Raw genomic sequence first — 19,558 nt, forward strand, 5'->3', positions numbered from 1 at the left:
CGCTGATCTGCGGCACGCCCACCCCGGCCACGACGCGGGTCGTGCAGATCGAGCCGGGCCCGACGCCGACCTTCACCGCGTCCGCCCCGGCGTCCACGAGGGCCTGCGCCCCGGCGCGGGTCGCGACGTTGCCGCCGATCACGTCGACGGAGTGGCCCAGTTCCTTCTTCAACGTGGCCACCGTCTCCACCACGGCGCGGGAGTGGCCGTGCGCGGTGTCCACGATCAGCACGTCGACTCCGGCGTCGACCAGCGCCATCGCGCGCTCGTGCGAGTCGGCGCCGACGCCGACGGCCGCGCCGCACAGCAGCCGGCCGTCCGGGTCCTTGGTGGCGTTGGGGTACTGCTCGGTCTTGACGAAGTCCTTCACCGTGATCAGCCCGCGGAGCTTGCCCGCGTTGTCCACGATCGGCAGCTTCTCCACCTTGTGCCTGCGCAGCAGGCCGAGCGCGGCTTCGGCGGTCACGCCGACCTGCGCGGTCACCAGCGGCGCGGGCGTCATGATCTCGCGCACCCGCCGGGTGTGATCGGCTTCGAACCGCATGTCGCGGTTGGTGATGATGCCGACGAGGGTGCCGTCCGGGTCGGTCACCGGGACCCCGGAGATCCGGAAGCGGGCGCACAGCGCGTCCACCTCACCCATCGTGTCCTCCGGCGAGCAGGTCACCGGGTCGGTGACCATGCCCGCTTCGGAGCGCTTCACGACCTCGGCCTGCGCGGCCTGCTCCTCGACGGAGAGGTTGCGCTGCAGGATGCCGACACCGCCCTGGCGGGCCATGGCGATCGCCATCCGCGCCTCGGTGACGGTGTCCATGGCCGCGGACACCAGCGGCACCCGCAGCCGCACGTTGCGCGACAGCTGGGTGCCCGTGTCGACGCCGCTGGGGATCACATCGGACTCATCGGGAAGCAGCAGCACGTCATCGAAGGTCAACCCGAGCGTCGCGAACTTCGCAGGGAATCCGGGGGCGGTCAGTTCGCTGGTCATGGCGAGGCGGTGTGCCTTCCTGCAAGCAACGGTGTGGTTACCGAAGGTTCCGGGCGGGGGCGCATCGGCGATACCGGGCCACCGGAAACGGCGGTTCGACGACGTCCCCGGCGCGAGCGGCAGGTGCGATTCACCCATGATAGAGACCCGCTGGTCAGGGATGGTCAGCGGTGGGGCGCCCGCGCGTGCGCCCCCGCGCGGGCGCCCCGAGCGGGAGTGCAGGTCGCGGTGGGCGGTACCGTGCCGTCCGTGCCGCACGATCCGCTTCCCCCAGACCCGTTCGCGGGAGACCCGGACGATCCGAGCAGAGCGCTCGACGACCAGGACCCCGAGTTCGGCCCGCCGCTGGGCGAGGACGAACGAGCCGAACTGCTGTCCGATCTGACCGACCTCGCGGTCTACCAGGCGTTGCTGGAGCCGCGCGGAGTCCGCGGCATCGTCGTGGACTGCACCGACTGCGGCGAGCCGCACTACCACGACTGGGAGCTGCTGCGCTCCAGCCTGGAGCAGCTGCTGCACGACGGTCGGATGCGCCCGCACGAACCGGCTTTCTCCCCGGACCCCAGCGACTACATGAGCTGGGAGTACTGCCGCGGCTTCGCCGACGGCGTCACCGAGACGGAGAACGAGAGCAGCCGCTGACGGTGCGCTCGACCGGTTCCCGCAGCGATGCCGCGCGCCCGCGGCGGCCCTGATCCGGCACTCTCCCGCCCTGGTCCGGCGCGCGCCGGAGTTCAGCCACGAACGGGATTCATCCCGAACTCCGCCGAAAGAACGGATCCGCGCCCTGGTGGACGCGGATCCGGATGTTCAGTTCGGCCGGGGGAACAACCCGCCGCCGTGGTTCGGGTCCGAGGTGGAACCGTCGGTGCTCCCGCTGGAGGGCACGTCCGTGCTCCCGCTGGTCTCGCTCGGCTGCGTGGTCGGCTCCGTCGGCTCCTGCGAGGAGCTCGGCGTGCTCGGCGACGTCGGCGTCGGCAGGTCCGTCGGCGGCACCTGCGGGTGCGACGGCGGCGGCGGCTCCACGGTCGTCGTCGGCACGTGGTCCGAACTCGACGTGGACTCCGAGGTCGACGGGTCGGACGGGTGGGAGCCTTCGAACTGCTGCCGCAACGCCTCGTGCTGCGCTTCCAGCTCCTTCAGCCGGTCGCCGGCGTCCTGCATCGTCCGGCGCGCGAGTGCGAGCGAGGCCCGCGCATCGCTGCGCTGGCCCGAGTTCCACTGCTCCTCGGCCTGGTCGAGCTGGTCCTGGGCTTGCGCCGCGGCCTTGGACTCCTGTGCGTGGTCGGTGTAGAGCACCTGCGCCACACCCCACAGCATGTCGCCGGGCATCGCGTCCCGCGCCGCCAGGCCCACACCGGTGAAACCGATCATCAGCACCGCCGCGGCCGAGGCCACCGGAACCAGGTGCCTGCGGCGGGACTTGCGCCGCGGACGGCTGCCCGCGGCGATCGCGGCGACGGCGGCGTCGGTGTCCACGAGGTCACCGATCGGGGCCGCGTCGACCTCCCGGCGCCACGCGACGAGCAGCGACTCCAACCCGGGCCCGGTGTCCGCGGATTCCGCGGGCACGCTCGGGTTGGTGCCGCCGAGCGCGTCGAGCAGCGCGTCGTCGGCCTGCAGTTCGGAGAGGTTCAGCGGCTCCGCGCCGACCTCGTCGGGATCGATCAGCCCCGCGGCGGTCGCCTGCGCGGTGTCGGCGGCGGCATCGGTCGCCAGCGGGCGCTGCCGGAAGTCCAGGACGGTGGCGCCGGCGCTCACCGGCTCCGCCTCGAACTCCTCCTCGGGGCGCGCGACGCGGATCGTCGACTCCGCTGCCGCGTCGTCATCCGCGCCGTCGACCCGCGCGGCGGGTTCGTCGTACGTGGCCGAATCGGCCGAATGGCCGGTAGAGTGGTCCTCGGCGTCCGGCACCGGACCGTCGGTGACCCCGGCGGCGTTCGACCCGGCTGCCACCGAGGTGGCGGAGTCGGACTCTCGATTGTCGATCAGCTCGGCTCCCTCGCCAGCGGCGGGCACGGCCGGAGAGTCCTCCGAAGCACGTGTCTCGCCCGCACGGTCGTCCTGCCGGCCGGAATCGACGGGAACGTCCGAGGTGTGCTCCCTTTTCGGGGAGCGCTCGGGCTCTTCCCGCTCGACCATTCAGACCACCTCCTCCGCGGACAGCGTCTTGCGTAGCCGGGCCAGTGCGCGGTGCTGTGCCACCCGCACCGCTCCCGGAGTCGAACCGACCGCTTCGGCGGTTTCCTCCGCGGACAACCCGACGACCACCCGGAGCAGCAGGATCTCCCGCTGCTTGGCCGGGAGGACACGCAATAGCTGCGCCATCCTGCCCGAAAGCTCACCTTGCATGGCCCGCTGCTCCGGTCCAGCCTCGGACTCCGGGGTGTCCGGAACGTCCGCCACCGGTTCGGAGCGGTTGCGGGCCGACGCTCGGTGCGCATCAGCCACCTTGTGTGCGGCGATGCCGTACACGAACGCCAGGAAAGGACGACCCTGGTCCCGGTAGCTGGGCAGCGCCGTCAACACGGCGAGGCACACTTCCTGGGCGACGTCATCCGCCGAAGCGAACGACCGTTCGTTTCGTCCTACCCTGGCGCGGCAGTACCGCACCACCAAAGGACGGATTTCGGCCAGCAAGCGCTCGATCGACTGACGATCGCCGTCGACGGCGGCGCCTACAAGTGCGTCCAGCCCGTCCCCCACGTTGCTCATCGCAGACAGCAGCCCTGGTGTTACGCGTTCAAGCGACTCGGATTTGCCCGGCGAACATCACGTGCTCCGCACGCAGCGCCGAGGTCACCGTACCGGGAAAGGACAGATCCCTGAACAGGGAGTGGGGGCCAGCGGCGGTCGTTGTCACGTAACCATAACTACCAGATATCCACCCGAGCATCGTCCGCCCAGTACGGAACTCGCACTGATCGACGGATGGTAAGGGCGGACGCGGCGACCGCGATCGACTCCCGGCTCGACCTGGCCGGGTCATGAGACGTGTCCGTCGCCACGTCCCGGTGCGATGCACCGGGGCATGGCGACGGAAGTCCTGCCGACACCGCCGAGCCCGAACGGCGGCGTCGAGGTGAACCGGGTGGCGGCCGAGGGCCGCGTTCCGGCGAGGGGCGTCACACAACAGGAAGGAGCTCCCACGGAACCTCCGCGGATCATCCGTCGAGCCCTCGCGCGCGAGAACTCGGTCGCCGGGCCAGGCCGGGCGCCGGAACCGTCCGGGACGTGCGCCCCGGAACCGGTGCGGCGCGGGGCACGGTCCGCCGCCCGCGGGCGATCGGCGCACGTGGCGCTCCGACCGGAACCCGGATGATCGAGCGAGCAGGTGGGCATCCGTGGCAGTCCGTTCGGCTCAGGCGACCAGTCCCCGGCGGAACCCGTGCGCCACGGCCTGCGCCCGATCCCGGACTCCCAGCTTGCGGAAGAGCCGGCGGGCGTGGGTCTTGACGGTGTCTTCGGACAGGTAGAGCTCGCGGCCGATCTGGCCGTTGCTCTTGCCCTGGCTCATCCCCCGCAGCACTTGCAGCTCTCGCTCGGTGAGCTGCACGCCCGGGTCGGACGGCTGCCGCGGCGCGGGGACGGACGTGCTGGCCAGGGTGTGCGCCAGCGCGGCGACCAGTTCCGGCCGCGAGGCGTCCCAGCGCAGGTATCCGCGCGCACCACCGGCGATCGCCGCCGCGATGCTGCCCGCGTCGTCCGGCGCACCGAAGACGATCACATTGGCTTGGGGATGAGCGGAGACGAGCCGTCTGGTGGCCTCGACACCGTTCGGCACCGCTCGCTGGGTGCCGACCAGCACGACGTCCACCGCTTGCCGCGCGAAGCGGGCGAGCAGCTCATCACCGTGGGCTACGCAATCAATCCGACTCACTCCGGGGACAGCAGACATCACGCGAGTGAGTCCTTCCCGGACGCTACGTCGGTCATCGCAGATCAGGACCGTCGTCACGGGAACTCCTTCCTGCAGGCGGGTGACGTTCCACTTCCCCTATCGGACGCAGCGGGGCGGACCTTGACACGATCTAGTGCTGAATCCGTCCAGAGATCGGCTCACGCCACCCCATCGAGATATTCACCGGAACGGAGCAGGGGCCGACGCGGGCACGCACGCCTTCCTACGTCACCCGCCGATTAAGGCCCATACCTGCGATGTTCACCCGTGCGTGGGCCTGCCGAGCGATCCGCCACCCGATCTCGCGACACCCGGCAATCAACTGACAACGTTCGAATGTGATTTGCGTCACGTTCTAGTCGAGAACGGTCCGGCCGATCAGTTCCGCCGCGCTCTCGAGCGAAGCGACCGTCTCAGCGGGAGCGGGTAACTTGCCCGGAGCCCATCCGGCGCCCATCGCGAGGACCACGGCGCGCTGCCGCTTGATGGGCAGGTCGGACAGCAGCGCGGGCGCCGCGTAGTGCGGCTGATCGGCCCACAGCACGATCACCGCGGGCGCCGCCCGGCGCACCGCCGCGTGCAGGCCCTCCGGCGGCAGACCGGCTCCGAAGAGGCGATGACCGATGCCGCGCGACGCCAGCTCCGCGGCCAGCGCGACCAGCTCCAGCTCCTGCTGCTCACCAGGCGCCGGCGCGAGCAGCACCGGGCGCGGATTGCTCGGTTCGGGCGCGCGGGCCAGCACCGCCCGCAACGCCGTCGACGCGTTGTCGGTGAGCAGGCGTAACGCCTCCACTCCGACACCGGTGTGCTGCCAGCGCTCGCCGGCCGCGGTCAGCACCGGGGACAGCACCTCCCGCCAGGTGGCGAGCACGCCCTGCGCCTCGATCGACTCCGCGAGCAGGCGCTGCTGGTGCCAGGCGTCCAGCGCGAGCACCGCGCGGCCGAGCCCGCGGGCGCGCGGTCCGGCGCCGGTGAGGCGCAGCCCCCGCCCGCCCGGGTTGGACGTCGACTCGACGGCCGGGGGTTCGAGGGGGTCCAGGACGCCGGAGATGAGGACGGGCTCGGCCGGCGCGGGCGGAGCCGCCTGCGCGCCGTCGTCGGCATGGCGCGGCAGCGGCGGAGTGGCCGCCAGCGCGTAGCGCGCCGCTTCCGCCGGGGAGGCGCCGCGCAGCAGCGCGCGCTGCATCTGCTCGAGCCGCGCCACGTCCTCCGGGCCGTACCTGCGGTGGCTGCCGGAGGCGTGATCGGTCGGGCCGAGCCCGTAGCGCCGGTCCCAGGTGCGCAGCGTCGCGGGAGCGACGCCGAGCCTGCGCGCGACGGCGGCCACCGTCAGCCGCGGTTCCTCCGGGGTGGAGCCGAGCACTCCTGCGGTGAGGTCGGACTCGGCGTCGGCACCTCGCGCACCGGAGGCTTCCACCTCGGGCGCGCGGTGGTGCCTTCCGGTGTCCGCCTGAGCACCGTCGTCGGCAGGCCGTTCCCCCGCCTCGCGGGCGATCTTGCGGCGGGCGTCGTCTCGATCTTCGTCGGCGTTCGCCGCGCCGCGGGGGAAGGCCGGGCCGTCCAGGTGGTCGGCAAGTCGTGGATCAACCTCCCGGGCAGCGCCGTGCTGCCCGGACAGGGGTTCCTCCCGCATGGTCACGCGGTCATGTTCCGGATCGAGACGGCCGGTGGCAAGCGGGCACTCCCGGATGCCACCGGTCAGAGATCACCCGTCAGTGAACAGCTTTCGGCGCGAAAGGGGTTGAACAAGTATTGGCGCGGTTCTACCTTGGATCATGCGAGGCCACGGCAGCCGCCGTGGCGGGGAGGGGATCCACCGGTGGGAGGTGGTTGTCGCAATGGCCGACACTCGACGTCTTCCAGGCCCGAACGCCGATATCTGGGACTGGCAGATCAAGGGTTCGTGTCGCGGAATGGACAGCGCGTACTTCTTCCATCCCGACGGCGAACGCGGCCCGGCAAGGGCGCGGCGTGAGGCGAAGGCGAAAGAGGTGTGCCAGCACTGCCCGGTTCTCGATCAGTGCCGTCGGCACGCGCTGGCAGTGCAAGAACCCTATGGAATCTGGGGTGGGCTCTCCGAGTCCGAGCGCGAAGTGATCATCAAGACCCGCAAGCGCAGGGTGGCCGCAATGGCCGGATGAGACGCGACCGCCGCGACGAACGGCGGTGGCGGCGCCGCACGGGCAGGCCGAATCGGATGACTGCGAGGGGCGTCATCCGCGGCGGCCCCCGAGGCAGGCGTGCAAAAAGATCAGGGGCGGCACCGCGAAGGTGCCGCCCCTGATCTCGTGTTGCACCCCTGAACCGGAGCCCCCGGACGGGCGCCCCGGTTCAGCGGGGGTCAGTGCGAGTGGCCGTGACCGTGACCGGCCGGCTCCTCTTCCTCCTCGGGCTTCTCCACGACGGCGCTCTCGGTGGTCAGCACCATGCGCGCGATGGAGGCCGCGTTGGCGACCGCGGAGCGGGTCACCTTCAGCGGGTCGACGATGCCCGGCTCGAGCAGGTCGCCGAAGGCCAGGGTCGCGGCGTTGTAGCCCGCGCCCCAGTCCAGGTCGCGGACCTTGGAGACCACGACGGCGCCTTCCTGGCCCGCGTTGCTGGCGATCCAGAACAGCGGGGCCTCCAGCGCCTTGCGGACCAGCCGCACGCCGGTGGCCTCGTCACCGGAGAGGCCGAGGTCGCCCTCCAGCGCCTTGGCGGCGTGGATCAGGCTGGAGCCACCGCCGGGCACGCTGCCCTCTTCGGCCGCGGCCTTGGACGCGGCGACCGCGTCCTCGATGCGGGACTTGCGCTCCTTGAGCTCGGTCTCGGTGGCGGCACCGACCTTGATCACCGCGACGCCGCCGGCCAGCTTGGCCAGCCGCTCCTGCAGCTTCTCGCGGTCCCAGTCGGAGTCGCTGGCCTCGATCTCCTTGCGGATCTGCTCGACCCGCGCCTGCACGTCGTCCTTGGCGCCGTGGCCGTCGACCAGGATGGTGTCGTCCTTGGTGACGGTGACGCGGCGGGCGCTGCCCAGGACCTCGGGGCCTGCCTCGGAGAGCTTGAGCCCGACCTCGGGGGCGATGACCTGCGCGCCGGTGACGGCGGCCAGGTCGTCCAGGAACGCCTTGCGGCGGTCGCCGAAGTACGGGGCCTTGACCGCGACGACCTTGAAGGTCTTGCGGATCGCGTTGACGACCAGGGTGGACAGCGCCTCGCCCTCGACGTCCTCGGCGATGATCAGCAGCGGCTTGCCGTTCTGCGCGACCTTCTCCAGCAGCGGCAGCAGGTCCTGGATGTTGGAGATCTTGTCCCGGTGCAGCAGGATCTGGGTCTCCTCCAGGACGGCTTCCTGCCGCTCGGAGTCGGTGACGAAGTACGGCGAGACGAAGCCCTTGTCGAACTGGACGCCCTCGGTGACCTCGAGCTCGGTGGCCAGCGTCGAGGACTCCTCGATGCTGATCACGCCGTCCTCGCCGACCTTCTCCATCGCCTCGCCGACCAGCGCGCCGATGTTCTCGTCGCGGGAGGAGACGGTGGCGATCTGGGCGATGTTGTCGCGGCCCTTGACCGGGGTGGCCTTCGCCTTGAGGGCTTCGACGACCGCGTCGGTGGCGGCCTGGATGCCCTTGCCCAGCGAGGCCGGGTTGGCGCCGGCGGCCAGGTTGCGCAGGCCCTCCTTGACCAGGGCCTGGGCCAGCACGGTGGCCGTGGTGGTGCCGTCGCCCGCGACGTCGTTGGTCTTGGTGGCGACGTTCTTGGCGAGCTGGGCGCCGAGGTTCTCGTACGGGTCCTCGAGCTCGATCTCGCGCGCGATGGTGACGCCGTCGTTGGTGACCTGCGGGCCACCGAACTGCTTGTCCAGCACGACGTGCCGGCCGCGCGGTCCGAGGGTCACCTTCACCGCGTCGGCGAGCTGGTTGACACCGCGCTCCAGCGCGCGGCGCGCCTGCTCGTCGAAGGCGATCTGCTTAGCCATGTTTCAACAGCCCTTCAGCATGGGTGTTCAGGTGCCGGTCGCGAACGTCCCGGCGCGAGCTCCGACCGACCCGGCGCATCGCCCGGCCGGAGGCCGCGAGCGCTCGCGGGGCCGGGGCGTTGGTCCGGTCGGCTGTCGCCTGGGTGGGACGTCGGGGCGGCGGAGTCGCCGCGTCGCCGAGTGGCGTGCGGGGCGTGGCGTCCGGCCTGGGACAAACCACCGCCCCGGCGGTCCCGGAGGCGGGACCACCGGGGCGGTGGGGTGCGCATGGTGCGGAAGTCGTCAGTTGACGACGGCCAGCACGTCGCGGGCGGAGAGGATCAAGTACTCCTCGCCGTTGTACTTGACCTCGGTGCCGCCGTACTTGGAGTAGATGACGACGTCACCTTCCTGCACGTCCACGGGGACGCGGTTGCCCTTGTCGTCGACGCGACCCGGGCCGACGGCCAAGACCTTGCCCTCCTGGGGCTTTTCCTTGGCGGTGTCCGGGATCACGATGCCGGACGCAGTCGTCGTCTCGGCTTCGCTCGCCTGGACAACGATCTTGTCCTCAAGCGGCTTGATGCTCGCCACGGTGTGACCTCCACCTTCTGGGGCCTGCGTAAGCGTTGGCTCTGGTCTGGGTGACGGCTCCGTGGCTCCCCGTCGTCGCGGGTGCCGGGGCGCTGCGGCGCCGTGCTGATTGGCACTCTACCCAGCCGAGTGCCAAGGCTCAACCACCGGGCACCCGTTCAGCCGTCACTCGAAGGCGGACATCGGACGAGCGGGGCTTTCCCCGAGCTCCCCGGATCCTGCCGGAGCCGTCGCGATCTCCCGGAGCCGGCGTTCCGGGAACGCGCCCGATCGCGCCCCTCGCGCACCGCTGCTCCGAAGGGGTGACGCCGGTGCCGCGAGACGGAAACGGCTCGCGCGGGGGCCTCCGGATCACCCGCGCGATCTTGCGCCCGGAGCGGCGCCGATCTTCGCCGGGAGAACCGGCCAGGTGAGCGGGCGGGAGCCCGCGCGAAGCGGGCCGGGCGGCGGCGCGGCGCGGTCGCCGCCGACCGGCCCTGATGCCGATCTTCGCAGGTAGATCGGCATGCGGGAAATGTCACCGGAACCCGATGGCGGTTCACACCATCGAGGCAATGTGGCTTAGGTTCTGCCGCATGGCTCCGACGAAGCCCACGAATCGCCCGTGGGAACGCCGCCCTCGCCCATCCCGTCCTCCCGGTCCGTCCGGGCCTCCCGGCCGGTCCGGCTGGCGCCCTCGCTGACCTTCCTCCCGTTCCGGTTCGCACCGGCCCCGGGAGACCTGCAGCGCGGGCGCGGTGATCAACAACCCGTCTTCGCCAGAAGTTAACCGGATGCCCACCGGGCGCGGATACCTTTCCACTCGTTCGAGTGAAGCCGAAAGCAGGACACAGCCCTGTTCGGCGTGCTCACGCACGCCTCGACGGCAGCCACCGACGTTCTGGGAGGACCGCCCGAATGCCCGACCCCACCACATCCCGATCCGTTTCCCGCCGGGCCGTGCTGCTCGGCGGCGCCGCCGCGGTGAGCACCGCCGCGCTGAGCGGAGCCGCCTCGGCCGGACCGCTGTCGCTGCCCGGCGCGGGCACCGGCAGGCTCGCCGACCCGTTCACGCTCGGCGTCGCCTCCGGTGATCCGCTGCCGGACGGCGTCGTGCTCTGGACCCGCCTCGCTCCTGACCCGACCGCCGACGACGGTGGCGGCGGCATGCCGGCCAAGGTCGTCCCCGTGCAGTGGGAGGTCGCCGAGGACGAGCGGTTCAGCCGCGTCGTCCGGCGCGGCGAAGCGCAGGCCGCGCCCGAGCTCGGGCACAGCGTGCACGTCGAACTCGACGGGCTCCGCCCCGGCGCCGAGTACTACTACCGGTTCCGCGCCGAGGGCGCCGTCTCGCGCACCGGGTTCACCCGCACCGCGCCCGCGCCGGGCTCGATGGACCCGCTGACCATGTGCTTCGCGTCCTGCGCGCACTTCGGCCAGGGCCACTTCACCGCCTACCGGCGGCTGGCCGAGGACCAGCCCGGCCTGGTCCTGCACCTCGGCGACTACCAGTACGAGTACGCCGCCGACGCCGACGACGTGCGGAAGGTGCTCGGGCCGGAGACCCGGACGCTGGCGAACTACCGGCAGCGGCACGCCCAGTACAAGACCGACGAGGACCTGCAGCTCGCGCACGCCGTGGCGCCGTGGATCGTCGTGTGGGACGACCACGAGACCGAGAACAACTGGGCCGACGAGACGCCGGAGAAGCCGGATTCCGGTTTCCTCGACCGGCGCAAGGCGGCCTTCCAGGCGTACTACGAGAACATGCCGCTGCGGTCCACGGCCAAGCCCGAGGGCATCGACATGCGGCTGTACCGGCGGTTGCAGTGGGGCGGCCTGGCCACGTTCCACATGCTCGACACCCGCCAGTACCGCGACGACCAGCCCTGCGGCGACGTCGGCAACGTGGACTGCGCGCAGCGGCTGGAGCCGGACCGCACGATCACCGGCGCCGAGCAGGAGCGCTGGCTGCTGGACGGGTTCGCGAACTCCGCGGCGCGCTGGGACGTGCTGGGCCAGCAGGTGTTCTTCTCGCGCCTGGACAACGACCTGACCGACGGCGTCGCGTTCAGCACCGACTCGTGGGCCGGTTACGTGGCGAACCGGGACCGGATCGCCGCCGGGCTCGGGCAGGTCCGCAACGGCGTGGTGCTCACCGGGGACGTGCACCGGCACTGGGCGGCGGAGGTGCAGGCCGAGCACGAGGACACCGGCTCGGCAGTGGTCGGCACCGAGCTCGTCACGACCTCGATCACCAGCGGTGGCGACGGGGACGACGACGCGAAGGACGCGGTGCTCGCGGAGAACCCGCACATCAAGTTCCACAAGAACCGCCGCGGCTACGTCCGCACCCGCTTCACCGCGGACGAGCTGCGCGCCGATTACCGGATCGTCCCGGAGGTGACGAAGCCCGGTGCGGAGGTGCGCACCGAACGCGGCTTCGTGGTGGCCGACGGCGAGCCGCGGCTGAAGCCGGCGTGAGCCTCGCGGGTGCCGCCCGACGGCGGGCGGCACCCGTTCGGCCGCTGCACCGCGCGGGCCGGTGGCACGGCACACTTGCCTGATGCGTGGGCGATGGTGTGCGGCGGCGGGTCTGGGCGCGCTGGGCGCGCTGCCGTCGGTGTGGGTGCGGGTGCGCAGCTCGGGCCGGGTGCGGACGCTCGCCGACGTGCCCGCGACGGAGGCCGCGCTGGTCCTCGGCGCCGGGGTGCGGCGCGACGGGCTGCCGAGCCGGATCCTGCAGGGCAGGCTCGTCGTGGCCGTGGAGCTGTACCGGGCGGGCCGGGTGCGGTGGATCCTGGTCAGCGGCAGCCCGCGGTCGCGCGGGTACAGCGAACCGGTCGTGATGCGGGAATTCCTGGTGCGCAACGGGATTCCGGAGTCGGCGATCGAGCTGGACGAGTCCGGTGTGGACACCTGGGCGTCGTGCCGGAGCGCGGTCGCGGCGTTCGGCCTGCGGCGGGTCACGGTGGCGACGTCGAAGTTCCACCTGCGCCGGTCGATCGCGTTGTGCCGCCGGGCCGGGATCGACGCGTTCGGCGTGGGCCACGACGCGGCGGCGGACGGGCTGCGGCGGGTGTCGGCGCGCGGGGCGCGGCGCGAGTTCCTGGCCGTGACGAAGGCGTTCTGGTTCAGCCACTGATCGGCCGAGCATTGACCGAGGTTCGCAACGAACTGACTCGATGATCAGTTCCGAGCCCTGGACCACACCACTCCCCTCGCCTTCCTGTGCCTTCCGCTAGCGAGAACGCCACTTCCCCGCCGCGCCGTCGCACCCCGGACGGAGCATTGCGAATATCGCAACGCCCCTGCTAGCGTCGCCGCGCTACGGGCCGCCGCGAGCGGACCACGACAGGGGAGGGCGCATGAACGAGGAAGTGATCGTCACCGCCGCGCTGACCGGTGCCGGCGACACCGTCGGCCGCAGCGAGCACGTGCCGGTGACACCCGAGCAGATCGCGGAGTCCGCCGTGCAGGCCGCGAACGCGGGCGCCGCCGTGGTGCACATCCACGTGCGCGACGTCGAATCCGGCCAGGGCTCCCGCGAGGTCCCGCTGTACCGCGAGGTGGTGCGCCGCATCCGCGAATCCGGCGTGGACGTCGTGATCAACCTGACCGCGGGCATGGGCGGCGACCTGGTGATCGACCCGGACGATCCGCTCAAGCCGGTGGACGGCACCGACCTGGTCAACGGGCTCGACCGGTTGCCGCACGTGGAGGAGCTGCTGCCGGACATCTGCACGATGGACTGCGGCTCGCTCAACTTCGGCGAAGGCAGCCAGCTCTACATCAGCACCCCCGACATGCTGCGCGCCGGCGCGAAGCGCATCCAGGAGCTCGGCGTGAAGCCGGAGCTGGAGATCTTCGACACCGGCCAGCTGTGGTTCGCCACCAAGATGATCGAAGAGGGCCTGATCGACGCGCCGCCGCTGTTCCAGCTGTGCATGGGTATCCCGTACGGCGCCCCGGCCGACCCGGGCGTGCTGCAGGCGATGGTGAAGATGCTGCCGGAAGGCGCGAACTGGGCCAGCTTCAGCATCGGCCGCAACCAGTTGCCGTGGGTCGCGCAGTCGGCGCTGCTCGGCGGCGAGGTCCGCGTCGGGCTGGAGGACAACCTCTACCTGAGCAAGGGAGTGAAGGCGACGAACGCGCAGCTCGTGGAGCGCGCGGTGACGATCGTCGAAGGCATGGGCGCGCGGATCGCGACCCCGGACCAGGCTCGGGCGAAGCTCGGGTTGAAGCGGAGGAACGCCTGATGGGGGCTCCGGTGGAACCGGAATCGGTGCGCCACGTCGCGTGCGTCGGCGCGGGCGTGATCGGCGGCGGCTGGGTGGCGCACTTCCTGGCCCGCGGCTACCGGGTGACCGCGTGGGATCCCGCGCCGGACGCCGAGCAGAAGCTGCGGCGGCTGGTCGACGCGGCGTGGCCCGCGCTGACCGAGCTGGGTCTGGCGCCCGGCGCCTCCCGCGACGCGCTCACCGTCACGTCCACTTTGGACGAAGCGGTGGCGGGCGCGGAGTTCGTGCAGGAGAGCGCGCCGGAAGACCTGGAGCTCAAGCAGGACCTGCTGGCGCGGATCGACGCGGCGACCCCGGCGGGCGTCGTGGTGTCCTCGTCGACCTCCGGCTACGGCATGACGGAGATGCAGCAGCGCTGCGCCACTCCGGAGCGGCTGGTCGTGGGGCACCCGTTCAACCCGCCCTACCTCATCCCGCTGGTGGAGGTCGTCGGCGGCGAGCGGACCGCGCCGGAAGCGGTGCGGTGGGCGTCGCGGTTCTTCGAAGTGGCGGGCAAATCCGTCATCACGATGGACCGGGAGGTGCCCGGCTTCATCGCGAACCGGCTGCAGGAGGCGCTGTGGCGCGAAGCGCTGCACATGGTCGCCGAAGGCGAGGCGACCGTGGAGCAGATCGACGCCTCCATCACCGAGGGGCCCGGCCTGCGGTGGCCGTTCCTCGGACCGTGCCTGACCTTCCACCTCGCCGGCGGTGAAGGCGGGATGGCGCACATGCTGGACCACTTCGGGCCGTCGCTGAAGTCGCCGTGGACGCGGCTGGAGGCGCCGGAGCTCACCGCGGAACTGCGGGACCGGATGGTCGAGGGCTGCGAGGAGACCGCCGACGGCCGCAGCATCGCGGACCTGGTCGCCGACCGGGACCGGGCCGTGATCGCCGTGCTGCGCGCGGTGCGCGAGGTCCGAGGGGGCGGCGCGTGAGCGGTGAGTTCCGGCAGCGGGTCCGGCCCGAGTGGATCGACTACAACGGGCACCTCAGCGAGGCGTACTACGTGCTGGTGTTCGGGTTCGCCACCGACGCGGTGATGGACCGGCTCGGCTTGGACGCGGAGTACCGCACCTCGACGGGCCGCTCGCTCTACACCGTCGAGGCGCACGTCCGGTACCTGCGGGAGGTCGGGCCGGACTCGGAGCTGATCGTCACCTCCCGCGTCGTCGGCGGCGGGTCGAAGAAGCTCGTGCTGTGCCACGAGATGGCGGTCGGCGGAGAGGTCGTCTCGACCGAGGAGCTGCTGGCGCTGCACGTCGATTCGGCGGCGAGCAGGGCCGTCCCGTTCCCGGACGAGGTGGCCCGGCGGATCGCCGACGCCACCGAACCGGCTCCGCCCTACGCGGGCCGCGCCATCGGCTGAGCCGGGCGCTGATTTTCCGGAGTGAACGGACCGTTCGACCAATCCCGTTGGACGAACGGTCCGTTCACTCCCTGCCGGGATCCGGAGCCGACGACGACAGAGCGGCGTCCGGAGCTTTTTCCGGGTGAACGGACCGTTCGACCAAGCGGATTGGACGAACAGGCCGTTCACTCGCTCCCCTCCCCGGCTCGATTCGCCCACGGAGCACGGCGTTCGGTAGGGCTTTCGCCGGGTGAACGGACCGTTCGTCCAAGCGGATTGGACGAACAGGCCGTTCACTCACTCCTGAGATCCCGGCGCCGTCGCCGTCCGGAGCTCTTTCCGGAGTGAACGGACCGTTCGACCAATCCCGTTGGACGAACGGTCCGTTGACTCGGTTCGCCGCCCGGGTTCGGGTGCGCGGGCATGAGGGCGTTCGGGGTGCGGGGGTTTGGGGTGAACGGACCGGTCGGCCGATCCGGTTGGGCGAACGGGCCGTTCACCTCGCTTCGCGAGGGCGCTCACGGGCCTGTGCGCTGGGCCGTTCGGCGGAGCTGGGCTGTTCGGGCGGAGATCACGAACGGCCGTTGACCGGTTTGCCCGGGACGGCCAGGATCACCCGGCGAAGGCTCGGCCTTCCACAACAGAACACTCGCAGCATCGGGCACCAACGGAGGGCTCATGCGGTCCGCGCGCCACCCCCAGCTCATCCCGGCAGGAAAGTCCGCCCGCGTCCGGGCGTTGTCCTCGCTGGCCGTGCTGCTCGTCGCGGCGGGGCTGCTGAGCCCGCCCGCGCAGGCCGCGCCGGTGGACGGCCCGAGCGATCCGGCGGCCGTCGAGTCCTACTTGGACGATCCGGAGCGCACCGGGGAGAACCAGGAGCGGCCGCACGCGCTGCTGCGCCCCTACGCCGACGCGGAGCAGGCGTTGCGCGCCGCCCGCGACGACCTGGACGCGGCGGCCGACGAGCCGACGCCGTGGACGTTGCCGTTGAACGGCCCGTGGCACTTCGGCTACGCCGACCACCACCGGGACCTGCCCGCCGGGTGGCAGCACGGCCGCGCGGACTGGCCGGAGACCGAGGTGCCGGGCGTGTGGCAGCAGCAGGGCCACGACCGCCCGATCTACCGGAACGTGCCGTCGGAGGTCGCGCCCTACGACCCGCCGAACGTGCCGGACGACGTGAACCCGACCGGCGCCTACGTGCGCGAGTTCGAGGTGCCCGACGACTGGGACGGCAGGCGGCAGCTGCTGCGCTTCGAAGGCGCCACGAGCGGCTGGTTCGTGTGGGTCAACGGCCGCTACGTGGGTTACGACCAGGGCGGCTACACCCCGGCGGAGTTCGACGTGACCGATCATCTCGCGCCGGGCCGCAACACGATCGCCGTGCAGGTGCACCGCTGGGGTTCGGGCAGCTACCTGGAGAACATGGACTTCTGGCACCTGTCCGGGATCTTCCGCGACGCGCACCTCTACAGCGTGCCGCGCACGCACCTGGAGGACGTCACGATCCGCACGGAGCTCGACGACGCCTACACCGACGCGACGGTGCGGCTGGGCGTGGACGTGCGCAACGACGCGGGCACGGTCGGCGCGCACGAGGTGCGGGTCGCGCTGCACGACCCGGAGGGCCGCGTGGTGGACCGGTTCGCGCAGGGCGTGGACGTCACCGGTCCGGGCGCCTCGGTGGAGCTGGACCGCCGCGTCCGCGCGCCCCGGTTGTGGAGCGACGAGACGCCGGAGGTCTACACGGCGGTGGTGCAGCTCGCCGACGCGCAGGGCCGGGTCGTGCACACCACGCAGCAGCCCGTCGGGTTCCGCGAGGTGGAGGTGCGCGACGAGCAGTTGCTGCTCAACGGGAAACCGGTGGACCTGCGCGGCGTGAACCGGCACGAGCACGACCCGGACACGGGCCGGACCGTGAGCCGCGACCGGCAGCGCGAGGACGTCGCGCTGATGCGGCAGCACAACGTCAACGCGGTGCGCACGTCGCACTACCCGAACGATCCGTACTGGTACCGGCTGGCCGACGCGAACGGCCTGCTGCTGGCCGACGAGGTCGACGTCGAGACGCACTACCGCGAGGACTGCACGGCGACCGGCGATCAGGACTGCCTCGCCGACCGGCCGGAGTGGCAGGCGGCGTTCGCGGACCGGTTCGAGGCGCTGCTGGAGCGGGACAAGAACCACCCGAGCGTGATCATGTGGGACACCGGCAACGAGGCGGGGCTGGGCGCCGCGCACTACGCGATGGCCGAGCACGCGCACGCCACCGATCCGACGCGGCCGCTGTACCACCAGTCCAACTCCCCCGACGGCGACGCGCCGTTCGCCGACGTGTGGGGGCCGCGCTACCCGTCGCCGAAGCACCTGCGCGAGATCGCGGAGCGGACGACGAAGCCGGTCGTGATGGGCGAGTGGCTGCACGCGATGGGCAACAGCCTCGGGCACTACGAGGACATGTGGCGCACCATCCGCGAGGACCCGTCGTTGCAGGGCGGTTTCGTGTGGGACTGGGTGGACCAGGGCTTGGTGCGGCCGCTGCGGATCGCGCCGGACTCCTCCGGCAACGACGTCCCGGTGCACTACGGCGGCGATCCGAAGCCGGTGCCGGGCGTGTCCGGGCAGGCGGTCGAGCTGTCCGGGCTGGACGACTGGGCGGAGGCCTACCGCGATCCGGCGCTGGAGATCACCGGCAAGGCCGTCACCTTGGACGTCCAGGTGAAACCGCTGTCCTGGCAGGGATCGGGCACGTACCTGTCCAAGGGCGACAAGCAGTGGGCGTTGCAGATGCCGGACGCCGAGCACGTCGAGTTCTTCGTCTACGGCGAGGATTCGTGGCACACGGCCCGCGTCGAGGTGCCGGACGACTGGTGGGGGAAGTGGCACCGGCTCACCGGCGTCTACGACGGGTCGCAGGTGCGGCTGCTGATCGACGGCGAGGAGGTCGCGGCGCAGCCGTACTCCGGCGAGATCGCGTCGAACACGATGTACACCGTGTCGGTGGGCCGCAACCAGGAGAAGCACTCGGATTCGTTCGCGGGCCGCACCGCGCACGCCGTGGTGGACTCGGCGCGGATCTACGACCGGGCGCTCAGCGATGCGGAGCTCGCGGCCGATCCGGCGCGGGAGGCGGCGCTGGCGCTGAACTTCGACGAGGAGCGGCAGCAGGGCACCTTCCACGACTACGGCTCGTCGAACTTCCTCGCCAACGGGCTGATCAACGCGGATCGCACGCCGCAGCCGGAGCTGGCGCAGCTGGCCTACAGCCACGCCCCGGTTCGGTTCGAGGACGCGGGGGCACCGGGCCGGTTCACCGTGCGCAACTTGAACCACACGCTGTCCACCGCGGCCTACGACCTCAGCTGGCGGCTGGTGGAGGCGGGCGAGGAACTCGCGAGCGGCACCCTCGACGTCGAGGTCCCGGCGGGCGGGGCGGAGCAGGTGCGGCTGGACCTGCCGCAGGCGGGGAAGACGGAGCGGTTCCTGGAGTTGCGGGCGCGGCAACGCGCCGACGCCCCGAGCCTGCCCGCGGGTCACGTGGTGTCGGCCGAGCAGCTGCCCGCGGGCGGCACCGACCCGGCGCCCGCACCCGTCGAGGGTTCGACGCCCGGCCGGGTCTCCGTGGACGGCGCCACCGTGTCCGGGCCTGATTTCCGCTACGAGTTCGACGAGCGGACGGGTGCGCTGAGCTCGATGGACTCCGGTGGCGTGCAGCGCTTGGTCGCCGGGCCGGAGCTGGACGTGTTCCGGGCGCCGACGGGCAACGAGTGGAGCGACTGGAGCGGCATCGAACCGGAGGCGAAGTTCCGCGCGGCCGGGCTGGACCGCCTGGTCACGCAGGTCCTCGGCTTCGACGCCACCGCGCTGCCGGACGGCCGGGCGCGGATCACCGTCGACACCCGTTCGGCCGCGCCGGACGTGCCCGGTGAGGGGTTCGGCAGCCGCTGGACCTACACCGTGGACGGGTCCGGGGCGGTCGCCCTGGACCACACGGTGGAGGCGTTCGGGCCGCTCACGAGGGCCTTGCCGTGGCTGCCGAGGGCCGGGTTCGCGCTGCGGCTGCCGGAGTCGTTCACCGACTTCGACTGGTACGGGCGCGGTCCCGGCGAGTCCTACCCGGACCGGTTCCACTCGCAGCCCGTGGGGCGCTGGTCGTCGACGGTGGACGAGCAGTGGTTCGACTTCCTGCCGCCGCAGGACAACGGCGTGAAGATCGGCACGGCGTGGGCGCTGCTGTCCGGCCCCGACGGCGGGCTCCAGGTGTCCGGCGAGGACTTGGCGGTCGCGGCGGAACGGCACTCCAACACCGAACGCACCGACTTCGCCCACCAACTGCGCCAGGACCCCTTCGTGACCTTGCACGTAGGCGCGGTCACCGGCCTCGGCGACACCCCCGTCCCGGTCCAGGACCAGTACCGAGTCCGAGCCGACGTCCCGCACACGACGTCCGTCGTCCTACGGCCCAGCTGATCGGGGAGTCGCTCGGTCGGGCATGTGGAGCGGCTTTCAAGCCTTCCCCGGTTCGGGCATG

Annotated in this window: 15 protein-coding genes; 8 read left to right on the forward strand and 7 right to left on the reverse strand. The window is 71.7% G+C overall.

Features of this window, described 5'->3' with window-relative positions:
- On the reverse strand, positions 1 to 988 hold a 988-nt coding region (guaB, locus tag ACWD38_RS13700; protein ID WP_450124166.1), incomplete at its 3' end, for an IMP dehydrogenase.
- 240 nt (positions 989 to 1,228) lie between these two features.
- On the opposite strand from guaB, the gene ACWD38_RS13705 reads away from it, so the two are divergent.
- Positions 1,229 to 1,630 carry a DUF5319 domain-containing protein gene (locus ACWD38_RS13705; protein WP_184485785.1) on the forward strand — a complete coding sequence of 134 codons (402 nt, stop codon included), beginning with the start codon at positions 1,229 to 1,231 and terminating at the stop codon, positions 1,628 to 1,630.
- 168 nt (positions 1,631 to 1,798) lie between these two features.
- Here ACWD38_RS13705 and ACWD38_RS13710 read toward each other — a convergent pair whose 3' ends face one another.
- The 4 genes from ACWD38_RS13710 to ACWD38_RS13725 all read right to left on the reverse strand — a co-directional run bounded on the left by ACWD38_RS13710 (position 1,799) and on the right by ACWD38_RS13725 (position 6,522).
- Positions 1,799 to 3,007: an anti-sigma-D factor RsdA gene (locus ACWD38_RS13710; RefSeq protein WP_450124167.1), complete on the reverse strand. Its 1,209-nt coding sequence runs from the start codon at positions 3,005 to 3,007 to the stop codon at positions 1,799 to 1,801.
- Between the two features lie 123 nt (positions 3,008 to 3,130).
- Positions 3,131 to 3,703 carry a sigma-70 family RNA polymerase sigma factor gene (locus tag ACWD38_RS13715; RefSeq protein ID WP_184483051.1) on the reverse strand — a complete coding sequence of 191 codons (573 nt, stop codon included), beginning with the start codon at positions 3,701 to 3,703 and terminating at the stop codon, positions 3,131 to 3,133.
- Between the two features lie 646 nt (positions 3,704 to 4,349).
- The gene (locus ACWD38_RS13720; protein ID WP_184483053.1) at positions 4,350 to 4,946 is read right to left on the reverse strand and encodes a response regulator transcription factor; all 597 of its coding nucleotides are present in this window, start codon (positions 4,944 to 4,946) and stop codon (positions 4,350 to 4,352) included.
- Between the two features lie 298 nt (positions 4,947 to 5,244).
- On the reverse strand, positions 5,245 to 6,522 hold the full coding sequence (locus ACWD38_RS13725) for a MerR family transcriptional regulator (protein ID WP_184485788.1): 1,278 nt from the start codon (positions 6,520 to 6,522) through the stop codon (positions 5,245 to 5,247).
- A gap of 205 nt (positions 6,523 to 6,727) precedes the next feature.
- On the opposite strand from ACWD38_RS13725, the gene ACWD38_RS13730 reads away from it, so the two are divergent.
- A complete protein-coding gene (locus ACWD38_RS13730; RefSeq protein WP_184483055.1) occupies positions 6,728 to 7,030 on the forward strand; it encodes a WhiB family transcriptional regulator in 303 nt (100 codons plus the stop codon).
- Positions 7,031 to 7,230: 200 nt separating this feature from the next.
- On the opposite strand, the gene groL is transcribed toward ACWD38_RS13730, so the two are convergent.
- Both groL and groES read right to left on the reverse strand, forming a co-directional pair.
- The gene (groL, locus tag ACWD38_RS13735; protein ID WP_184483057.1) at positions 7,231 to 8,847 is read right to left on the reverse strand and encodes a chaperonin GroEL; all 1,617 of its coding nucleotides are present in this window, start codon (positions 8,845 to 8,847) and stop codon (positions 7,231 to 7,233) included.
- Positions 8,848 to 9,129: 282 nt separating this feature from the next.
- Positions 9,130 to 9,420, reverse strand: coding sequence for a co-chaperone GroES (gene groES / locus ACWD38_RS13740; RefSeq protein WP_184483059.1), 291 nt, complete (start codon positions 9,418 to 9,420; stop codon positions 9,130 to 9,132).
- 897 nt (positions 9,421 to 10,317) lie between these two features.
- Between groES and ACWD38_RS13745 the strand changes: the two genes are divergently transcribed.
- The 6 genes from ACWD38_RS13745 to ACWD38_RS13770 all read left to right on the forward strand — a co-directional run bounded on the left by ACWD38_RS13745 (position 10,318) and on the right by ACWD38_RS13770 (position 19,497).
- Positions 10,318 to 11,880, forward strand: coding sequence for an alkaline phosphatase D family protein (locus ACWD38_RS13745; protein WP_184483062.1), 1,563 nt, complete (start codon positions 10,318 to 10,320; stop codon positions 11,878 to 11,880).
- Positions 11,881 to 11,962: 82 nt separating this feature from the next.
- The gene (locus ACWD38_RS13750) at positions 11,963 to 12,541 is read left to right on the forward strand and encodes a SanA/YdcF family protein (RefSeq protein ID WP_184483064.1); all 579 of its coding nucleotides are present in this window, start codon (positions 11,963 to 11,965) and stop codon (positions 12,539 to 12,541) included.
- Positions 12,542 to 12,764: 223 nt separating this feature from the next.
- Positions 12,765 to 13,655, forward strand: coding sequence for a BKACE family enzyme (locus ACWD38_RS13755; RefSeq protein ID WP_184483066.1), 891 nt, complete (start codon positions 12,765 to 12,767; stop codon positions 13,653 to 13,655).
- Positions 13,655 to 14,614 (forward strand): 3-hydroxyacyl-CoA dehydrogenase NAD-binding domain-containing protein, encoded by a 960-nt coding sequence (locus ACWD38_RS13760; protein WP_184483068.1) that lies wholly within the window; start codon positions 13,655 to 13,657, stop codon positions 14,612 to 14,614. Before ACWD38_RS13755 ends, ACWD38_RS13760 begins: the two co-directional genes overlap by 1 nt.
- On the forward strand, positions 14,611 to 15,045 hold the full coding sequence (locus ACWD38_RS13765; protein WP_184483070.1) for a thioesterase family protein: 435 nt from the start codon (positions 14,611 to 14,613) through the stop codon (positions 15,043 to 15,045). Before ACWD38_RS13760 ends, ACWD38_RS13765 begins: the two co-directional genes overlap by 4 nt.
- A 660-nt stretch (positions 15,046 to 15,705) precedes the next feature.
- On the forward strand, positions 15,706 to 19,497 hold the full coding sequence (locus tag ACWD38_RS13770) for a glycoside hydrolase family 2 TIM barrel-domain containing protein (RefSeq protein ID WP_450124168.1): 3,792 nt from the start codon (positions 15,706 to 15,708) through the stop codon (positions 19,495 to 19,497).
- Positions 19,498 to 19,558: the final 61 nt, after the last annotated feature.

It is taken from the genome of Saccharopolyspora sp. NPDC002578 (assembly GCF_053592695.1).